Origin of the sequence: Aeromonas sp. MR19 (genome assembly GCF_963899305.1) — a bacterium.
GTDB classification, from domain to species: Bacteria; Pseudomonadota; Gammaproteobacteria; order Enterobacterales; family Aeromonadaceae; genus Aeromonas; species Aeromonas bestiarum.
Window position 1 is genome coordinate 89,911 of record NZ_CAWQWZ010000005.1, and the last position, 18,716, is coordinate 108,626.

An 18,716-nucleotide genomic window follows, 5' to 3' on the forward strand; every position below is an offset into this window, starting at 1 on the left:
CGGGAGGCTTTTGCCCCCCGTCTCGGGTCAATTAGGCTTTGGCGCGCTGTTCCAGCATCGCAACAGCCGGCAGTACCTTGCCTTCCACGAACTCCAGGAAGGCGCCGCCGCCGGTGGAGATGTAGGAGACCTTGTCGGCGATGCCGAACTTGTCGATGGCGGCCAGGGTGTCACCACCGCCAGCGATGGAGAAGGCCGGAGAAGCAGCGATGGCTTCGGCGATCACCTTGGTGCCTGCGGAGAACTGGTCGAACTCGAACACGCCGACCGGGCCGTTCCACAGAATGGTCTTGGCGTTCATGATGATGTCGGCCAGGGCCTTGGCAGAGTCAGGGCCGATGTCGAAGATCATGTCGCCGTCGGTCACGTCGGAGACGGACTTGATGGTGGCCGGAGTGGACTCGGAGAACTCGGTACCCACGACCACGTCTGTGGTGACCGGAATGTTGGTCTCGGCGGCCAGTTTCTTGGCGGTGTCGAGCAGGTCGTGTTCACACAGGGACTTGCCGACGTTGTGACCAGCAGCCGCGATGAAGGTGTTGGCGATGCCACCACCGACCACCAGCTGGTCAGCGATCTTGGAGAGGGATTCCAGCACGGTCAGCTTGGTGGAGACCTTGGAGCCGCCCACGATGGCAACCATGGGGCGTTCGGGCTTGAGCATGGCTTTGCCCAGGGCTTCCAGTTCACCGGCCAGCAGGGGGCCAGCACAGGCGATCGGGGCAAATTGAGCCACACCGTAGGTAGAACCTTCGGCGCGGTGAGCAGTACCGAATGCATCCATTACAAAGACGTCACACAGGGCGGCGTATTTTTTGGCCAGCTCTTCGGTGTTTTTCTTCTCGCCTTTGTTGAAACGGCAGTTTTCCAGCACAACCAGCTCACCGGCGGCGACATCTACGCCATCCAGGTAATCCTTGGCCAGGCGGACCGGGCAGGACAGAGCGTCTTTCAGATAGTTGACAACCGGAGCCAGGGAGAACTCTTCGTTGTATTCACCCTCGGTCGGGCGACCCAGGTGGGAGGTGATCATCAGCTTGGCGCCCTTTTCCAGAGCCAGCTTGATGGTCGGCAGCGTCGCCACGATACGTGCGTCGGAAGTGACCTTGCCGTCTTTTACCGGCACGTTCAGGTCAGCACGGATCAGTACGCGTTTACCCGCCAGATCCAGGTCGGTCATCTTGATAACAGACATATTCAGTCCTCTATATTTTCAGGTAATGTTAAAAACAGTAACCTTGCGCCCGGTGCAGGCTTTCAGCCTGCGGCCATCATGGCCCGGGTGGTATCCAGCATACGGTTGGCGAAGCCCCATTCGTTATCGCACCACATCAACATCTTGACGAGGTTGGCATCGCTGACCCGGGTCTGGGTACCATCAATGATGCAGGAGTGTGCATCATGATTAAAGTCTACGGAGACCAATGGCTCTTCCGTGTAATCCAGAATACCGCTTAATGTACCTCTGGATGCCCGTTGCAGGGCTTGATTTACGTCAGTAACCGTCACTTTTTTACGAACAGTAATACTGAGATCCATTGCGGTTACGTTGATGGTCGGTACCCGTACCGCGATCGCCTCGAACTTGCCGGCGAAGTGGGGGAGGATTCGCTCCAACCCCTTTGCCAGCTTGGTATCCACCGGGATGATGGACTGGCTGGCAGCACGGGTTCGACGCAAGTCACTGTGGTAGGCATCGATGACTTGCTGATCATGCATGGCCGAATGAATTGTCGTAATAGTACCACAATTTATCTCGAATTCTCGATGCAATGTTTCTATGACGGGCACCACGCAGTTGGTGGTACAGGAGGCGTTGGAGACGATCCGCTCCCTTCCCGTCAGCACCTGATGGTTCACCCCGTAGACTATGGTCGCATCCACGTCCGCATCCGCCGGATGGGAGAACAAGACCTTGCCGGCCCCCACTCCCAGGTGGCGCTCAGCATCGGCCCGCGAGCCGAATACCCCGGTGCAGTCCAGCACCACATCCACCCCCAGCGCCCGCCACGGCAGGTTGGCAGGATCCCGCTCGGCAAACAGTGAGATGAGATCCTCCCCCACCAGCATGCTGCTGCCGGCCAGCTGCACCGGATACCGGAAGCGGCCGTGGCTGGTGTCGAAACGGGTGAGGTGCACCATGGCTTCGGGCGCCGCCAGTTCGTTGATGGCAACTATCTTGATGGTCTGATCGCGCCCGCTTTCATAGAGGGCGCGCAACACGTTGCGGCCGATCCGCCCGTAACCATTGATGGCAATCTTGATCATGGAAAAAGTGTGTCCTTAGCGACGGCAAAGAGGGCAGATGGATGGCTCACGACAGCAGGGCATCCTGGAATACGCCACGGGCCAGCAGGGCGGCCCCGAAGACCCCGGCGCTATCCCCCAGGGCTGGAGCAATAATGGGGGTCGCGAAGCGGGGATTAAAGAGGAAGGGCAAAATTGTCTGCCGCCCGGCGCTGTAGAGACTCTGCACATTGCCGACCCCGCCACCAATGACGATCACATCCGGATCCAGAATGTTGACCACGTTGGCCAGCGCCTGACCAAACAGCAGGTGCAGTCTGTCTATGGTGAGCTTGGCAACGTGGTCGTGGGCGCTGGCCGCCGCAATCTGGGCCAGCGACAGATGACGCTTGGCCTTGGCCTGATACCAGGCTTCCAGCGCTGGGCCGCTGATGAAGGTCTCGACGCAGCCGCGCTTGCCGCAGTAGCACTCGGGCCCGTCGGGGGAGAGCACGTTGTGGCCCCACTCCCCGGCGATGCCGTGGTGGCCGTTGAGGATCTGGCCATTGATGACGATGCCGGAACCGACCCCGGTACCCATTATGATGCCGAACACCACCTTGGCATCCGGATGGTGCTGACGCACAGCCCCCAGGTGGGTCTCCGCCAGCGCGAAGCAGTTGGCGTCGTTGGCGATCAGCACGGGCACGCCCAGCCTGCGCTCCAGATCTTCCTTGAACGGCTTGTCGTTGAGCTCTGTGGTGTTGCAGTTCTTCATCAGCCCGGTCTGGGGATCCCGCGCCCCCGGCGTTCCCATGCCCAGCACGGTCGGCCGCTGACCCAGCCTGGCGGCGCACTCGTCCACCAGTTTGGCGATCTGGCCGATCATGTGCTGATAGCCGCCCTGGCGCTCGGTGGGGATGCGATGGCGCAGCAGCACCTCGTCGCCATCGAGCACCACGCATTCACACTTGGTCCCGCCAAGGTCGATACCCCAATCCCAAGAACCCTTGCTCATCCAGCCTCCTGCAGCAATGCTCCACACGGAGCAAAATAAATCATTTATTGGAATGCTTGATAGACCTGAAATACGCCAATCAAGAGAGACAGTATCGCGATAACAATTGATAAAATCTCGATTCTTTCTACTTTGCGGCTGATCAACATTTGTCGTTCATGCTTTAGCTGTTCGATTTTCCATTCATGCTCTTTTAACGCATCTGGATCACCAAAACCTCCACCTTGGGAATGGAAATGAACAAGCTCCTCAATTTTATTGGAAAGCTCTTGGTCTTTTTTCATTTGGTTTCTCACTAAAACGGGGCCCGAAGGCCCCGTTATTACAACTATGGTTGTCGCCTCAGCGGCCGTGATACTGAGCCGACAGCTCGTGCACCGCATTGACGAAGACGCCGGCATGCTCGGGATCCACGTCCTGATGGATGCCGTGACCCAGGTTGAAGACGTGGCCGTTGCCGCTGCCAAAGCCCGCCAAGATGGTGGCGACCTCTTCGCGAATGCGCGCTGGCGCGGCGTAGAGCATGGAGGGATCCATGTTGCCCTGCAGTGCCACCTTGTCACCGACCCGGCGCTTGGCATCCGCTATGTCTATGGTCCAGTCCAGTCCCAGCGCATCACAACCTGTGGCGGCGATCTGCTCCAGCCACTGGCCGCCGTTCTTGGTGAACAGGGTGACCGGCACGCGGCGGCCTTCGTGTTCGCGGATCAGGCCATCGACGATCTTGTGCATGTACTGCAGGGAGAAGTCGCGGTAATCCCGCGGGGTCAGCACGCCGCCCCAGGTGTCGAACACCATGACAGACTGGGCGCCCGCCTTGATCTGGGCATTCAGATAGCTGATCACGCTGTCCGCCAGCTTGTCCAGCAGCAGGTGCAATGTCATGGGCTCTGCATACATCATCTGCTTGATCTTGGTGAAGGCCTTGGCGCTGCCCCCCTCCACCATGTAGGTGGCCAGGGTCCAGGGGCTGCCGGAGAAGCCGATCAGCGGCACCTCGCCCTTGAGCTCGCGGCGTATGGTGCGCACCGCGTTCATCACGTAGCCGAGCTCGTCTTCCGGATCCGGGATGGGCAGCGCCTGCACGTCGGCCATGGATTTGATGGGGCGCTCGAAGCGCGGGCCTTCGCCGTGTTCAAAGTAGAGGCCCAGCCCCATGGCGTCGGGCACTGTCAGGATGTCGGAGAAGAGGATGGCGGCATCGAGGGGATAGCGGCGCAGCGGCTGCAGGGTGACTTCACAGGCCAGCTCGGCGTTGCGGCACAGGGACATGAAGTCCCCCGCGACGGCGCGGGTCGCCTTGTATTCCGGCAGATAGCGGCCAGCCTGGCGCATCATCCATACCGGGGTCATGTCCACTTCCTGGCGCAGCAGGGCACGCAGGTATCGATCGTTCTTCAGCTCTTTCATCCCAGTTCCTGAGTTCATATCCAGCATAAAATGGCGGATATGATACCACTTTGTGCGCGGCGGCGGGCGGCCCAAACGCGCCGCAGGGCCGCCGGAGTGCAAAGATGTGAAGGGGCGCAAACAAGCGCCCCGTTTTTTGCCGGGCTCAACCCGACCTCAGCCAGCCTCGCCCAGGCTGAGCGCGATCAGGCGCCGCGCTATGGTGCCGTGGGGGGGCAGCCGCGGCAGCCGGTCTGCCTCGAAGAAGTCGGCGGCCACCAGCTCTTCATCCTGCACCCGGATCTCGCCGCTCTCGTAGTCGGCGGTGAAGCCCATCATCAAGCTGTGGGGGAAGGGCCAGGGCTGGCTCGCCACGTAGCGCACGTTGCGCACCCGGATGCCGCTCTCCTCGAACACCTCCCGCGCCACGCACTGCTCCAGGTTCTCACCCGCCTCCACGAAGCCGGCCAGCACCGTATACATGGGATCGTCCGCCTGATAGTGACGGCGATGGGCCGCCAGCAGGACGGCCGGTCCCTTGCGCACCGCCACTATGATGCAGGGAGAGATGCGCGGGTAGACGACGTGACCCTGCCGGCACATCTGTGCCCACTCCCCGCTCTTGGGCGCCATGGGGGCGCCGCACTCGCCGCAGAAGCGATGGCTGCGGCGGAAGGTGGCCAGCTGCCAGGCACGGCCCCCAAGGCGAAAACCCTCTTCATCGCCAGCCACCATCAGCTGACGCAGCGGCATGAGCCGACCTGGGTCGGCCTCGACCCCCAGATCCAGCAGATAACAGGGCAGACCGTCCCACTCATCAAAATGCTCAAAGGTGGCGGATTGCAGATGGGCGGGCAGGCTGGCGCGGGGGCCTTGTGGAATGCGCCCCTGTTCATCCAGCAGGACGAGGTGATCGCCCCCCAGCACGAACCAGCGGGCCTGTTCGGTTAATGGCATCAGATGAACACTCTTGTTGCGATGTCAGATGAGAATGGCTTGCCCGGCATGATGCACCGGACGCGGCTCGGTGAAAAGTGACGAGTCGCGACCATATTACGACCGCATGGGCCCGCTGGCGACCCCAAGATGGCTGCCCAGAGGGCAAGGTAGAGCCAATAGAAAGGCCGCCCGCAGGCGGCCTTGGTTTTGGGAATCGCAATGCCGATCAGGCATCGCCCATCGCCAGCAGGGAGGCGTTGCCGCCTACCGCAGTGGTGTTGATGGTGCGGGTCTTCTCGGTCACAAAGCGGCTCAGGTAATGAGGGCCGCCCGCCTTGGGGCCTGTGCCGGAGAGGCCCTGCCCACCGAACGGCTGCACCCCGACCATGGCGCCTATCTGGTTGCGGTTGATGTAGACGTTGCCCACGTTGATGCGGCTGGCCAGCTCCTCGGCATGGGATTCGTTGCGGCTGTGGATCCCCAGCGTCAGGCCGTAGCCGGTGCCGTTGATATCCGCGATCACAGTGTCCAGCTCCTTGGCGGCGTAGCGCACCACGTGCAGGATGGGGCCGAATTGCTCCTTCACCAGCTCGCGGATGGAGCCGATCTCCAGCGCGGTCGGCTGCACGAAGTGGCCCCCCAGGGTCACGGCCGGCATCGGCGCCTGGGCGATCAGGCGGGCACGCGGGATCATGTGCACCAGGTGCGCATCCAGCCCGGCCTTGGCCTCGGCATCGATGACCGGGCCCACATCGGTATTGTGTTCGGCCGGGTTGCCCACTTTCAGCTCCTGCAGCGCACCGGTCAGGATCTCCAGCACCCGCGGCGCTATCTCCTCCTGCAGGTAGAGCACCCGCAGGGCGGAGCAGCGCTGGCCGGCGCTCTGGAAGGCGGCGCTCACCACGTCGCGCACCACCTGCTCCGGCAGGGCGGTGGAGTCGACTATCATGGCGTTCTGACCGCCGGTCTCGGCGATGAGCGGCAGTATGGCGCCATCGCGCTGGGCCAGGGTCATGTTGATCAGCTTTGCGGTCTCGGTGGAGCCGGTGAAGCAGACGCCGCCGATGCGGGCATCCGCCGTCAGTTTGGCACCCACTGTGGCGCCATCACCCGGCAGCAGTTGCAGCACGTCGCCCGGAATGCCGGCCTGATGGGCCAGGGTCACCGCCAGATGAGCGATGAGGCCTGTCTGCTCCGCCGGTTTGGCGATGACGGTGTTGCCGGTGGCCAGCGCCGCCGCGATTTGACCGAGGAAGATGGCCAGCGGGAAGTTCCACGGGCTGATGCAGACAAAGACGCCACGGCCCTGCAGGAACAACTCGTTCTGCTCACCCGTGTAGCCGGGCAGCAGGGTCGCCTGCCCCATCAGGCCACGGGCCTGCACCGCGTAGTAGCGGCAGAAATCCACCGCCTCGCGCACCTCGTCGATACCATCCTGCAGCAGCTTGCCCGCCTCGCGGGTACACAAGGAGATGAACTGCTCGCGATTCGCTTCCAGCAGATCCGCCAGCTTCTCCAACGCGGCGGCTCGCTCGCTCACCGGCGTCTCGCGCCAGCGCGGGAAGGCAGCATGGGCCGAGGCCAGCGCCTGCTCCACCGCCTGCTCGTCGGCCCAGTGGATCTTGCCCACTAGCTGGCTCACGTCCTGCGGGCTCAGCACGGTACGAGCCTCGCTGCGCTTGAGGGTCTCCCCATCGACAATGGGGCCCGCCAGCCACTGCTTGCTCTCCAGCTCCTTCAGCTTGGCGAAGAAGGGGCGCTGGATGGAGACTATGTTCATGTTCACGCCGCTGGAGTTCTTGCGGTCACTGAACAGGTTCACCGGCTGCGGAATGCGGTCATTGGCCAGGCTGCCATAGCGCTTCAGGGTGCGCAGCGGGTGCTCGGCCAGGCTGTCCACCGGGGTGTTGGGATCCACCAGCTTGTGGACGAAGGAGGTGTTGGCCCCGTTCTCCAGCAGGCGGCGCACCAGGTAGGGCAGCAGATCCTTGTGGGCACCCACCGGCGCATAGATGCGGCAGTGCAGGCCGGGACATTCGCTGAGCACGGCGTTGTGCAGCTCCTCCCCCATGCCGTGCAGGCGCTGGAACTCGAACTGGCGATCGCCGGCCATCTCCAGGATGCTGACCACTGTATTGGCGTTGTGGGTGGCAAACTGGGGCGAGATGAAGCCGCGGGTCGGCTCGCTCAGCAGGTAGCGGGCACAGGCGAGGTAGGAGATGTCGGTACCCGCCTTGCGGGTAAACAGCGGATAGCCGGGCAGACCGGCCTGCTGGGCATATTTCAGCTCGCTGTCCCAGTAAGCTCCTTTCACCAGCCGCACCGGGATCAGATCCCCCTGCTCGCGGGCCAGCCCGGTCAACCAGCAGAGCACAGGCAGGGCACGCTTGGAGTAGGCCTGCACCACCATGCCGAGCTTGCCCCAGCCGCGGTTGGCATCGGAGCGATAGAGCTGCTCGAACAGATCGAGAGAGAGTTCGAGGCGGTCCATCTCCTCGGCATCTATGCTGATGGCCACGTCCTTGTCACGGGCCAGACGCACCAGCCCCACCAGTCGCTCGCTCATCTCGCCGAGCACCCGCTCGCGGTTCGCCACGTCATAGCGCGGATGCAGCGCCGACAGCTTGATGGAGATGGAGGGGGCCGGGCCGCCGTCGCTGATGCGCTCATTGCCGACCGCCTCGATGGCGCGCTGGTAGTCGCCGAAATACTTGTCCGCATCGGCCAGGGTCAGGGCGGACTCCCCCAGCATGTCATAGGTGTGGGTGTAACCCTTCTCCCGGGACTTGCGGCTCGCCTTCAGCGCCTCCTTCATGTCGCGCCCCAGCACGAACTGCTTGCCCATGATCTTCATGGCGGCGTACATGGCGGAGCGCACCACGGGCTCGCCCAGCTTGTTGACCATGCGGCCCAGCATGTTGGCCGGATTGCCGTCCAGCTTCTTGTCCAGCTTGATGATCTTGCCGGTCAGCATCAGGCCCCAGGTGGAGGCGTTGACCAGGGTGGAGTCGCTCTTGCGAAAATGGGACGACCAGTTGGCGCCGGAGAGCTTGTCCTTGATCAGGGCGTCGGCGGTCTCGGCATCGGGAATGCGCAGCAGGGCCTCGGCCAGGCACATCAGTATGATCCCCTCCTGGGTGTCCAGGCTGTACTCCTGCAGGAAGGCGTCTATGCCATCGCCGGAGCCACTCTCCTTGCGTACCTTGGTCACCAGGGTACGGGCACGCTGGGTCACCCGCTCCAGCGAGGCGCCATCCCCCGGCAACATGGCAGAGAGCTCCGCCAGATAGGCGTTTTCATCCACCACGTAATTCTGGGTGATGGCTTCGCGCAGGGCGGCCAGATCGGAGGGAAGGTAGTCAGCTGCAAGAACTTGAGTGGCTTTGAACATATGGGGTCTTCCTGTACGCCCGCAGGCTATATCGACGAAGGCGGCCGTGCCGCCGAAACGCCGACAATGTATACAATATCGACCCATAGATGAAATGAAATTGTTGCCTGATATTAACAAATATCGCTGATTGGCTCATTTGACGCACATTAAAGCCGGGAGCTGGCGAGGTGGGCAATTTCATCGCCTTATTTTGTATACAATTTTATGCGGAGCAAAAAAGAAGGGTCGCTATTGCGACCCTTCTTCATCCGACCGACAGAAACGGTCCGTTTGTCCTGCATTCACCACGACTGCAACACCGGGGCAGAACCTGGATCAGTTCATCCAGCGCTCGCCGCGGCTGCGACGACGGGGCAGCATGGGGAGCAGGATACCGAGCAGTATGCCGCCGCCCACCATGGCACCACCGCGGATGAACCAGTCCATCTGCATGTCGTGCTCCTGGTTGTCATAGCTCTGGGTCAGGGCGTCGTTCTGCTCCTTTAGGTTCCCCATCTCCTCGCTCTGGCTGGCGAGCTGGGCCTTCAGGCTGGCGATCTCCTTGCTCTGCTCGGCGATCTTGCCATCCTTCTCGGTGAAGCGTTTCTCGTTGTCACCGTTGAGGTTCTGCAGGCGAGCCTTGAGCTCCTCCAGCTCCTTCTGGACCTGGGGCAGCCGCTCGCGCAGGCTGATCTCGCCCTGCAGCTCGCTGTTCTTGATCCAGCCATCGCGGCCACGACCGTCCACCACCTGGGTGAAGCCGGCCTCGTTGTTCACCGCCTTTACTTCCAGCGGTTCACCAGCCTTGACGCTGCCGAGGATCCGGTACTGGGTACCCGGACCATTGTGGATAAAGGTAAAGATGTTGTCTGAGACATAACGGGTATCGGCCAGTGCCTGTTGGGCACACAAGCAGATCAGGATCCCGAGAAGGGCGCGCATGGTCGATCGATTCTCTTCATTTGGTTAGGTGACTGGCCGAATGTTAAGCCGCCAGCGGGTCAAAGGACAAGCAAAGAAAAGCGCCTCCCCCCGAGCTGAGAGCTGGCTCGCAACTTGTCCCCTCCCCCACGCGACCATTCCAGACGCCGCAGGCTACTTCTGTTTCAGCGCCTTCACCTCGGCACGCAGGGCTCGCAGCTCCTGCAGCAGCAGATCCTGCTGGGCACTCTGGTGATGCCGCCACTTCTCCAGTTCGCCATCCCCCCGCCCCGGCTGCAGAAACAGGCTGGCCATGAAGCCGCTGATGGCACCGAACAGACCGACCCCGAACAGGATCAGCAGGCTGGCGACGAAGCGCCCCTCCTCCGTCTTGGGCACCAGATCGCCGTAACCCACGGTCGACAGGGTCACCAGCGTCCACCAGAAGGCATCGTAAGGGGTCTGGATCTGGCTGCCGGGCTGACCCGATTCGATCAGATACATGACGCCCGAGCCCACCCCCAGCAGCAGGAAGAACAGGAACAGTATCCCCGAGAGGGTGGTCTCGTTGCGCTCGCGGCGGAACATGCCGAGCAGATCCGGCTGATCCCGCAGCAGCTGATAGACACGCCACAGCTGGATCAGGCGCGCCCAGCGCAGCTGTTCCACCATGGGCAGGCTGCCCGGCAGATAGAACCAGTTCGCCTTGAAGAAGGCACGCTTGTCGCGGGCGCGTACCCAGCCATAGGCGAAGTGGGCGAGGAAGAAGTAGCAGATCAGACTGTCGACGTCATAGAAGAGCTGCAGTGTCTGGGGGGTCCAGTCCGAGTGGCCCCACCAGCGGGCACAGACCAGCGCAACGGAGATCACCGACAGAAACGCCATCAGCAGATCCATGGCGCGCAGGTGAGTTAAGTGATGTCGCATACATTTTCCTACTTTAGGCACGGTGCGAATTAATAAAAAAGAAGATAATGCCGATAGTCCTGAGGACAAAGGAAAACCGGCCATTAAAAGGAGAAATATTATGCAGTTAAACCCGCTGGAGCGGCGAATGAGCAATATCCGGCTGGTACCCAAAGTGGTACTGCTCATGGTGTTCAGTACTGTTTTGTTGCTGATCAAACTCTGGTTCGACGCCAACAATCTGGAAACCACCCTGCTGAGCGAGGGCATAGATGCCGACAAGGCCAATGCCATTGCCGATCGCCTGCTCTGGACCGGGGTGATGGAAACCGCCGTGATGGGGGTCATCTTCGTGGTGCTGCTGCTGACCGGCTCCCGCCTCATGGTCAAGCAGGTGCACTACCTGGTGGGCCTGCTTGAACGCTTCGCCCGCAAGGATCTGAGCCACAAGGTGCTGCTCAAGTCCCGCGACGAGTTCGGCGACATCGCCAAGGCGGTGGCCCACTCCCAGGAGAATCTCAAGCAGGTATTCGGCACCCAGCGCGTCGCCTGCAAGGAGCTCAACGACATCGCCTCCCAGGTCACCCTTTGCATGGAAGAGGCCAACGAGGCCATCAGCGAGGAGTTCACCCAGATAGAGCAGCTGGCCAGCGCCATGAGCCAGATGGTGGGCGCCATTCGCGAGGTGGCCGCCCATGCGGAGCAGGCCTCCCACGCCACCGCCGAAACCAGCCTGCTGGCCGAAGAGGGTAGCCGCTGCGTGGCGGCCACCGTCAACACCATAGATACCCTCTCCGGCAACATCCAGCGCTCCTCCACAGTGGTCAATCAGGTGGAACAGGGGGTCGAGCAGATTGGATCCGTCGTGGATACCATTCGCGGCATCTCGGAGCAGACCAACCTGCTGGCGCTGAACGCCGCCATCGAGGCCGCCCGCGCCGGTGAGGCGGGTCGCGGCTTTGCCGTGGTGGCGTCCGAGGTGCGCGAGCTGGCCAACCGGGCCCAGGCCGCCACCGTCGAGATCCAGAAGATGATCGAACAGTTGCAGGGCAATGCCCGCCAGGCCGCCGAACTGATGGCCAAGAGCGTGCAACAGGCCGACAAGGGGGTGGAGCAGGTGACCCAGGCCGGAGATCAGCTCGCCACCATAGTGCAGCGGGTACAGGGGGTGGCCGACATGAACCGCCAGATCGCCGCCGCCTCCGAGCAGCAGAGCTCGGTGGCCGAGGAGATGAGCGGCAACCTGGAGCAGGTCAAGCAGGTGGTGGAAGGATCCGTGGTCGTACTGCGGGAGCTGCAGGAAGCCTCCGAGCTGGTGGAGCACCACAGCCAGACCCTGGATACCCATATCCAGGCTTTCAAGCTGGCCTGACGGGCGTTACCTCGCAGACAGGACACAGGAGCGGATGACGCACCACAGCCAGACCCTGGACAGCGTTCATCATCCAGGCTTTCAAACTGGCCTGAGACCGTGATTTGAGTAAACTGGAAGGCCCCGCGAGGGGCCTTTCTTATTCATGTCACGGCAAGGAGCCAGGATGCAGCACCCACAAGATCACTCCCAACTTGAGATAAGCGACGACAAGGGGCGGCTAGACGTGCCCTTGATCCACCGATTTTTGTCCGAGGAGGCCTACTGGTGCCTCGGCATTCCGCTGGCGACGGTACAGAGAGCCATCAACCACTCCCTCTGTTTCGGCGGCTATGTCGCCGGTCAGCAGGTGGCCTTCGCCCGGGTCATCACGGACAGAGCGACTTTCGGCTATCTGGCCGATGTGTTCGTGCTGCCCGCCCATCGCGGCCGGGGTCACAGCAAGGCGCTGGTGGCGGCCATCCTGGCTCACCCGCAATTGCAAGGGCTGCGCCACCTCAGCCTGGCGACCTCGGATGCCCACGGCCTCTACGCCGACTTTGGTTTCGCGCCGCCGCGCAAACCGGCCAGCCTGATGGAAAAATACGATCCCGAGATCTATCTGCGCCCCTGAACAGGGCCACGCAGCACTCGCCGGTTAATGCAGCTCGCCCCTGCGCTGTGGCGCAGGGGCGAGACTGAGCCTGATGAGAGTACCTGCGAGCGACTCGCCCGTCGCACTGTGCCGAGCCGCTCGACAGTGCTAGATTGGCTGCCAGCATTTTCATTCACCCTGCAGATCCGTTAACCACAAGGACGGCAACCGTGGCCCAGCATTCAGCTTCTCCCTTCCTCCCCTCCTCTCTTGTGCCCTTGCTGCAGGATCAGGCCCAACGCCAGTGGCAGCGGCTGGTCGAGCTGGCGCCCGACTATGATGCCCTGCCCGATGCGATTCGCCAGACCCTGCTGACCCTGCTCGGCCTCTCCGACTTCGTCTCCGATTCGCTCATCAAGCAGCCCGAGCTGCTGGCGCAGATCCTCGCCTCCGGGGATCTTGAGCGCACCGAGCGCTGGCCTGCCTATCAGCCCGATCTGACCGCATTGCTTGCCGAGGTGAGCGATGAAGAGGCGCTCAAGCGCACCCTGCGCCAGTTCCGTCGTGGCCGCATGCTGGTGATCGCCTGGCGCGAGCTGCTGGGGCACGCCGCGGTGGAGGAAAGCTTTATCCACCTCACCAAGCTGGCGGATGCCCTGATCTGCTCCGCCCGCGACTGGCTCTACGAGAAGCAGTGCGGCGAGCTGGGCACCCCCATAGACGGGGATGGCAACCCGCAGCCGCTGCTCATCCTCGGCATGGGCAAGCTCGGCGGCGGCGAGCTCAATTTTTCCTCGGATATCGATCTCATCTTCACCTTCCCCGAGAACGGCTACACGGTCGGCGGACGGCGCGAGCTGGCCAACCAGCCCTTCTTCATCAAGCTGGGGCAGCGGCTGATCAACGCCCTCCACCAGCCCACCCAGGATGGTCAGGTGTTCCGGGTCGACATGCGGCTGCGCCCCTTCGGCGACGCGGGCCCGCTCGCCATCTCCTTTGCCGCCATGGAGGATTACTACCAGCATCACGGCCGCAACTGGGAGCGCTACGCCATGGTCAAGGCGCGGGTACTGGGGCCCCAGTGCGAGCACGCCGTTGCACTCGCCGAGATGCTGCGCCCCTTCGTGTTTCGCCGCTACATCGACTTTGGCGTCATCGACGGCCTGCGCCAGATGAAGGCGATGATAGCCGCCGAGGTGCGCCGCAAGGGGCTGGAGGGCAATATCAAGCTGGGGGCTGGCGGCATTCGCGAGGTGGAGTTTATCGCCCAGGCGCTGCAACTCATTCGCGGCGGCCGCGAACCCGCCCTGCGGGTGCGCCACCTGCCCGAGGCGCTGGCCGCCATCGCCCTGTGCGGCGCCCTTGAGGCAGAGCATTGCGACCGCTTGCTGGTGGCGTATCGCTTCCTGCGCCGGGTCGAGAACATATTGCAGGAGATAGGCGATCAGCAGACCCAGACCCTGCCCACCGAGGAGCGGGATCGCCAGCGGCTGATCGCCTCCCTCGGCTTTACGGACTGGGGCGCCTTTATGGCTCATCTGGATGAGGAGATGGCCGCCGTCCATCAGGAGTTTGCCGCCGTTGTTGGCGAAGAGAAGGAGGCCCCCGCCCATTTGGAGCAGCTCTGGCTCGATCTCTGGCGCACCGAGCTCGATGCCGCCGAGCTGGAGAAATTGCTCATAGCGCAGGGCGTCCAGGATCCGGTTCCGCTCTGCGGTGCCCTGCTGCGTTTCAAGGAGGAGTACAAACGTCGCCAGGTGGGGCCGCAGGGGCGCATCGCGCTGGACTGGCTGATGCCGGAGCTGCTGCGACTGGTGGTGGCCAGCGAGCAACCCGCCCGCCTGTTCGAGCGGGTGTGCGAGCTGCTGACCCGCATCTTCACCCGCAGCGCCTATCTGCAGCTGCTGGCGGAAAACCCCGCCGCCCTGCGCCAGCTGGTACGGCTGTGCGACGCCAGCCATCTGGTGAGCGAGCAGCTGGCCCGCTATCCCATTTTGCTGGACGAGTTGCTGGATCCCCAGCACCTCTACCACCCCACCCCGCTCGATCAGTACAAGCCCCAGCTGCGCCAGTTCCTGCTGCGCATCCCCGAGGAGGACGTGGAGCAGCAGATGGAGGCGCTGCGCCAGTTCAAGCAGGTGCAGCTCTTGCGTATCGTGGCGGCCGATATCGCCGGCGCCCTGCCGCTGATGAAGGTGAGCGACCACCTCACCTGGCTGGCGGAGGCGATCACCGAAGAGGTGGTCAATCAGGCCTGGGCCCAGATGAGCGAACGCTACGGGGTGCCGCCCGAAGTGGCGGTGAGCGGCCAGCGCGGCTTCGCCGTGGTGGCCTACGGCAAGCTCGGCGGCATAGAACTGGGCTATGGCTCGGATCTGGATCTCGTCTTCCTGCACGGCGGCGATCCCAACAGCTATACAGACGGGCGCAAACCCATCGACAGCCGCCAGTTCTACCTGCGCCTCGCCCAGCGGATCCTGCACCTGTTCAGCACCCGCACTCCGTCCGGGATCCTCTACGAGATCGACATGCGGCTGCGCCCTTCCGGCGATTCGGGTCTGCTGGTCTCGTCGCTGTCGGCCTATGAGCAGTACCAGCAGCACGAGGCCTGGACCTGGGAGCATCAGGCGCTGGTGCGGGCCCGCCCCATCTACGGGGACGAAGCGGTCATCGCCGAATTTGCCCGCATCCGCCGCGCCGTGCTGGCCAAGGAGCGGGATCTGCCGACCCTGGCCAAAGAGGTGCGCGAGATGCGCCACAAGATGCGGGATCACCTGCTCAAGGCGGGCGCCGGCGAGTTCGACCTCAAGCAGTCCCCCGGCGGCATGGTGGATATCGAATTCATCGCCCAGTATCTGGTGCTGGCCCATGCCTGCGGCGAGCCAGAGGCCCTCACCCGCTGGTCCGATAACGTGCGCATCTTCGATGAGTGCGTCATGGTGGGGGTGCTCACCCTGGAGCAGGCGGAGGGGCTGAAACAGGCCTATCTGGAGATCCGCAACCGGGGCCATCGCCTCAACCTCTCGGAGATCTCCCGCAAGGTGGGCGACGACCAGTTGCAGCCCGAGCGCGGCCATGTGCTGGCAGTCTGGCAACTGCTGTTGGGGGAGTAAAGCAAGGCTCGGCTGGAGCAATGAAAAGGGGCGCTGCGGCGCCCCTTTTCATTATGAATGTCAGCCCCTGGCCCAGCTTTCTTTCATGTAAAACTCAATAGCGGTGAGCTGGATCCTGTTTCAGGCATGCCAACCTTGGCATCGTATGGCACTTTGCTGAATATAAGCAGAGACAACCTGTGTCTATGTCATCACCCTGTTTCTGCCCCGATATGACGGGGATGAATATCGACTCAACAGTGCCAGCCCCAGTCTCCATGCAGAGAGGAAAAAATGGATTTTTCAGAACAGCTACAGAGCCTCGCCAAAAAGATTGCTCAACAGTCATCGATGATCACCACTGAAGAAGCAACCAAGAACGCGTTTGTCATGCCATTTCTCAACCGTGTTCTCGGTTATGATGTGTTTGATCCCACGGAGGTGATTCCGGAATTCACCGCAGATACGGGGATCAAAAAAGGAGAGAAAGTTGACTACGCCATTCTCAAAGATGGACAGGTACAAATCCTGGTTGAGTGCAAAAAATACAGTGAAAAGCTGTCAGCCAAGCACTCGGGTCAACTCTTTCGCTATTTTTCAGTCACCAATGCTCGGATCGGCATTCTGACCAATGGTGCACAATATGAGTTCTATACAGATCTTGATGCGCCAAACAAAATGGATGAAAAACCATTTTTAACGCTGGATCTGGAAGATATCGATGAACACATAGTGCCTGAGGTATTGAAGCTGACCAAGACCTCCTTCGATGTTGAATCTGTGGTCGATGCAGCAGGAGAGCTAAAATACCTCAGCCAGATCAAGAAACTGCTAGCCGAGCAGTTTGGCTCGCCAGAAGAGGATTTTGTTAAGTTCTTTGCATCCCGGATCTATGACGGCGTACTTACCGCAAGGGTAAAACAGTCCTTTACCGATATCACCAAGAAGGCTCTCAGCCAATTCCTCAATGACAGCATCAATGCCAGATTGAAATCTGCGATTGGTAGCAGTGTCAGCGCCTCGGCCATTCCACCTGCATTTGATAGTGCCACATCAAGCGATAACAATGAGCCTGAGACAAATAATGAAGAAAAATCGAAGATAGATACCAGCATTGAGGAAGTAGAAGGCTTCAACGTCGTCAAAGCTATCCTGAGACAACAATTTGATGTAACCAGGATCGCGGCAAGAGACACCCAGAGTTATTTTGGCATCCTGCTCGACGATAATAACCGCAAGCCGCTTTGCCGATTACATTTCAATTCGAAGCAGAAATATCTTGGATTATTTGATGCCGATAAAAAAGAAACCCGGCATCCTATCGGCTCAATCGATGAAATATTCACCTTCGCCGACCAGTTACTGACAGCCACTGCCGTCTACGAATAATCTTGGTTTGGGGGCGGATTAATTCAGCCCCCTTCAACCAAGTCTGCACCAGATGCCTATCGCCCTCCGGCAAGGTCGATAAAGGTGCCGGTGGCGTAGGAGGCTTCATCCGACAGCAGCCAGGCGATGGCGGCGGCCACCTCGGCCGGCTGACCGCCCCGCTGCAGCGGGATCTGGCTTTTCACCCTCTCCACCCGCTCGGGTTCACCGCCGTCGGCATGCATCTCAGTGTAGATAAAACCCGGACGCACCCCGTTGACCCGGATCCCCTGCGCCGCCACCTCCAGCGACAAGCCTCTGGTCAGCACGTCTATGGCCCCCTTGGAGGCGGCATAGTCCACGTATTCACCCGCCGCGCCGAGGCGAGCGGCGGCCGAGGAGACGTTGACGATAGCGCCGCCACGGGTCATGCGCCGCACCGCCTCCCGGCAGCAGAGAAAATAGCCGGTCACATTGGTGGTCAGGGTCTTGTTGATGCGCTCGGCGCTCATCTCCAGCACCTTCATCTGGGGCTGCAAGATGCCGGCGTTGTTGACCAGATGGGTGATCACCCCGAGCCGCGCGTCCATTTCCCCGAACAGGCGCACCACCTCGGCCTCGACGCTGATATCCGCCTGCACCGCTATGCAGTCGACCGGATGTTGCGCCCGGATCTCGGCCACCAGCGCCTCGGCAGCCTGCCGATCACGCCGATAGTTGATGCAGAGGTGATAACCCTGCCCCGCCAGATGGCGGGCTGTGGCGGCTCCAATCCCCCGGCTGCCACCCGTGATCAGCACATTCCTGTTCATTGAACCTCCTTGTTCTTCACCCTGGCTGCCGGTCAGGCAGTCAAGCCATGATCCATCACCCGCGTCACCAGCATCCGGTTGAACTGCTGGTACTCAGCGGGGTTGATGGGATTTGGGTAGCTCAGCACCCGCAGCCCGTGCCCCTGATAGTCGGGATGATAGGGCGGATGCACATGGTCATGGTCGTTGAGGCAAAAGCCCAGCGACTGGTAGAAGCGCAGCCGCCGGATGGCAATCTCATCCTCTGGCGGGTCTATCTCCAGGATGACGGTGCGCCCCGCCGTCTCGCAGAAGGCGGCAAGCAGGCGGGAGCCATGGTTCTGGCCGCGCAGGGCCGGATTGATGGCCAGATGCTCGATATAAATCTGCTCGTCGCAGGCCCACCAGAAGATGAAGCCAAGCAGCACGTCGCCTTGATAAAAGAGCTGACAGTGAAAGTGAGGATCCGCCATCTTGACCTGCTGATGCTGCGGCTGGCGTTGCTCGTAGCGCGGGAAGCTGCTGCCATAGATCTGCCAGACCAGAGGCCAGTCCGGATGGGATATCTCTCTCACGACTTCACTTCGACTCATTCATCTACTCCTTGGTAAACCAACAGTGATATCACCTTTGAGCCAAGGCTACATCCCTATTTTTAACCAGAAGCAACCGGGCTTTCTTACTGCCAGTCCCATCCGACAGTGAACAGCCAGGCCCAGACACATGGACTAGCGGCAGCAAAGAGCC

The 18,716-nt window shown here is 61.5% G+C and carries 15 protein-coding genes; 4 read left to right on the forward strand and 11 right to left on the reverse strand.

The window, feature by feature from the left end; translation table 11 throughout:
- Positions 1 to 31: 31 nt before the first annotated feature.
- The 9 genes from AACQ95_RS03220 to AACQ95_RS03260 form a co-directional block, all read right to left on the reverse strand.
- The gene (locus tag AACQ95_RS03220) at positions 32 to 1,195 is read right to left on the reverse strand and encodes a phosphoglycerate kinase (RefSeq protein ID WP_005318809.1); all 1,164 of its coding nucleotides are present in this window, start codon (positions 1,193 to 1,195) and stop codon (positions 32 to 34) included.
- Positions 1,196 to 1,257: 62 nt separating this feature from the next.
- Positions 1,258 to 2,268, reverse strand: a complete 1,011-nt coding sequence (gene epd, locus AACQ95_RS03225; RefSeq protein WP_241280552.1) for an erythrose-4-phosphate dehydrogenase — start codon at positions 2,266 to 2,268, stop codon at positions 1,258 to 1,260.
- A gap of 46 nt (positions 2,269 to 2,314) precedes the next feature.
- Positions 2,315 to 3,244, reverse strand: coding sequence for an ROK family protein (locus tag AACQ95_RS03230; protein WP_241280553.1), 930 nt, complete (start codon positions 3,242 to 3,244; stop codon positions 2,315 to 2,317).
- Positions 3,245 to 3,288: 44 nt separating this feature from the next.
- Positions 3,289 to 3,528, reverse strand: a complete 240-nt coding sequence (locus AACQ95_RS03235; RefSeq protein WP_241280554.1) for a hypothetical protein — start codon at positions 3,526 to 3,528, stop codon at positions 3,289 to 3,291.
- 58 nt (positions 3,529 to 3,586) lie between these two features.
- Entirely contained in the window at positions 3,587 to 4,654 is a 1,068-nt protein-coding gene (hemE, locus tag AACQ95_RS03240) for a uroporphyrinogen decarboxylase (protein WP_241280555.1), read from the reverse strand.
- Positions 4,655 to 4,810: 156 nt separating this feature from the next.
- A complete protein-coding gene (nudC, locus tag AACQ95_RS03245) occupies positions 4,811 to 5,590 on the reverse strand; it encodes an NAD(+) diphosphatase (protein WP_241280556.1) in 780 nt (259 codons plus the stop codon).
- A 208-nt stretch (positions 5,591 to 5,798) separates the two neighbouring features.
- A complete protein-coding gene (gene putA, locus AACQ95_RS03250; protein WP_241280557.1) occupies positions 5,799 to 8,963 on the reverse strand; it encodes a bifunctional proline dehydrogenase/L-glutamate gamma-semialdehyde dehydrogenase PutA in 3,165 nt (1,054 codons plus the stop codon).
- A gap of 318 nt (positions 8,964 to 9,281) precedes the next feature.
- Complete coding sequence (locus AACQ95_RS03255) at positions 9,282 to 9,887, reverse strand: TIGR04211 family SH3 domain-containing protein (RefSeq protein WP_043554990.1); 606 nt, start codon at positions 9,885 to 9,887, stop codon at positions 9,282 to 9,284.
- A gap of 153 nt (positions 9,888 to 10,040) precedes the next feature.
- On the reverse strand, positions 10,041 to 10,862 hold the full coding sequence (locus AACQ95_RS03260) for a potassium channel family protein (protein ID WP_098984950.1): 822 nt from the start codon (positions 10,860 to 10,862) through the stop codon (positions 10,041 to 10,043).
- A 31-nt stretch (positions 10,863 to 10,893) separates the two neighbouring features.
- On the opposite strand from AACQ95_RS03260, the gene AACQ95_RS03265 reads away from it, so the two are divergent.
- The 4 genes from AACQ95_RS03265 to AACQ95_RS03280 all read left to right on the forward strand — a co-directional run bounded on the left by AACQ95_RS03265 (position 10,894) and on the right by AACQ95_RS03280 (position 17,199).
- The gene (locus AACQ95_RS03265) at positions 10,894 to 12,144 is read left to right on the forward strand and encodes a methyl-accepting chemotaxis protein (protein WP_241280558.1); all 1,251 of its coding nucleotides are present in this window, start codon (positions 10,894 to 10,896) and stop codon (positions 12,142 to 12,144) included.
- A 166-nt stretch (positions 12,145 to 12,310) separates the two neighbouring features.
- Positions 12,311 to 12,757 (forward strand): GNAT family N-acetyltransferase, encoded by a 447-nt coding sequence (locus AACQ95_RS03270; protein WP_241280559.1) that lies wholly within the window; start codon positions 12,311 to 12,313, stop codon positions 12,755 to 12,757.
- Between the two features lie 191 nt (positions 12,758 to 12,948).
- Positions 12,949 to 15,831, forward strand: coding sequence for a bifunctional [glutamate--ammonia ligase]-adenylyl-L-tyrosine phosphorylase/[glutamate--ammonia-ligase] adenylyltransferase (glnE, locus tag AACQ95_RS03275; RefSeq protein ID WP_241280560.1), 2,883 nt, complete (start codon positions 12,949 to 12,951; stop codon positions 15,829 to 15,831).
- Between the two features lie 273 nt (positions 15,832 to 16,104).
- Positions 16,105 to 17,199: a type I restriction endonuclease gene (locus tag AACQ95_RS03280; protein ID WP_098980718.1), complete on the forward strand. Its 1,095-nt coding sequence runs from the start codon at positions 16,105 to 16,107 to the stop codon at positions 17,197 to 17,199.
- A 56-nt stretch (positions 17,200 to 17,255) separates the two neighbouring features.
- Here the strand turns inward: AACQ95_RS03280 and AACQ95_RS03285 are convergent, their stop codons facing one another.
- Positions 17,256 to 17,990 carry an SDR family oxidoreductase gene (locus tag AACQ95_RS03285; RefSeq protein ID WP_241280561.1) on the reverse strand — a complete coding sequence of 245 codons (735 nt, stop codon included), beginning with the start codon at positions 17,988 to 17,990 and terminating at the stop codon, positions 17,256 to 17,258.
- A gap of 32 nt (positions 17,991 to 18,022) precedes the next feature.
- Positions 18,023 to 18,562, reverse strand: a complete 540-nt coding sequence (locus tag AACQ95_RS03290; protein ID WP_241280562.1) for a GNAT family N-acetyltransferase — start codon at positions 18,560 to 18,562, stop codon at positions 18,023 to 18,025.
- Positions 18,563 to 18,716 lie beyond the last annotated feature (154 nt).

Excerpts from the sequence above, each read along its gene's own strand:
- hemE (WP_241280555.1), bottom strand. The coding sequence starts at position 4,654 with ATGAAAGAGCTGAAGAACGATCGATACCTGCGTGCCCTGCTGCGCCAG.
- AACQ95_RS03220 (WP_005318809.1), bottom strand. The coding sequence starts at position 1,195 with ATGTCTGTTATCAAGATGACCGACCTGGATCTGGCGGGTAAACGCGTA.
- AACQ95_RS03265 (WP_241280558.1), top strand. The coding sequence starts at position 10,894 with ATGCAGTTAAACCCGCTGGAGCGGCGAATGAGCAATATCCGGCTGGTA.
- nudC (WP_241280556.1), bottom strand. The coding sequence starts at position 5,590 with ATGCCATTAACCGAACAGGCCCGCTGGTTCGTGCTGGGGGGCGATCAC.
- AACQ95_RS03230 (WP_241280553.1), bottom strand. The coding sequence starts at position 3,244 with ATGAGCAAGGGTTCTTGGGATTGGGGTATCGACCTTGGCGGGACCAAG.
- AACQ95_RS03280 (WP_098980718.1), top strand. The coding sequence starts at position 16,105 with ATGGATTTTTCAGAACAGCTACAGAGCCTCGCCAAAAAGATTGCTCAA.
- AACQ95_RS03255 (WP_043554990.1), bottom strand. The coding sequence starts at position 9,887 with ATGCGCGCCCTTCTCGGGATCCTGATCTGCTTGTGTGCCCAACAGGCA.
- putA (WP_241280557.1), bottom strand. The coding sequence starts at position 8,963 with ATGTTCAAAGCCACTCAAGTTCTTGCAGCTGACTACCTTCCCTCCGAT.
- AACQ95_RS03290 (WP_241280562.1), bottom strand. The coding sequence starts at position 18,562 with ATGAGTCGAAGTGAAGTCGTGAGAGAGATATCCCATCCGGACTGGCCT.
- AACQ95_RS03285 (WP_241280561.1), bottom strand. The coding sequence starts at position 17,990 with ATGAACAGGAATGTGCTGATCACGGGTGGCAGCCGGGGGATTGGAGCC.
- AACQ95_RS03270 (WP_241280559.1), top strand. The coding sequence starts at position 12,311 with ATGCAGCACCCACAAGATCACTCCCAACTTGAGATAAGCGACGACAAG.
- AACQ95_RS03235 (WP_241280554.1), bottom strand. The coding sequence starts at position 3,528 with ATGAAAAAAGACCAAGAGCTTTCCAATAAAATTGAGGAGCTTGTTCAT.
- epd (WP_241280552.1), bottom strand. The coding sequence starts at position 2,268 with ATGATCAAGATTGCCATCAATGGTTACGGGCGGATCGGCCGCAACGTG.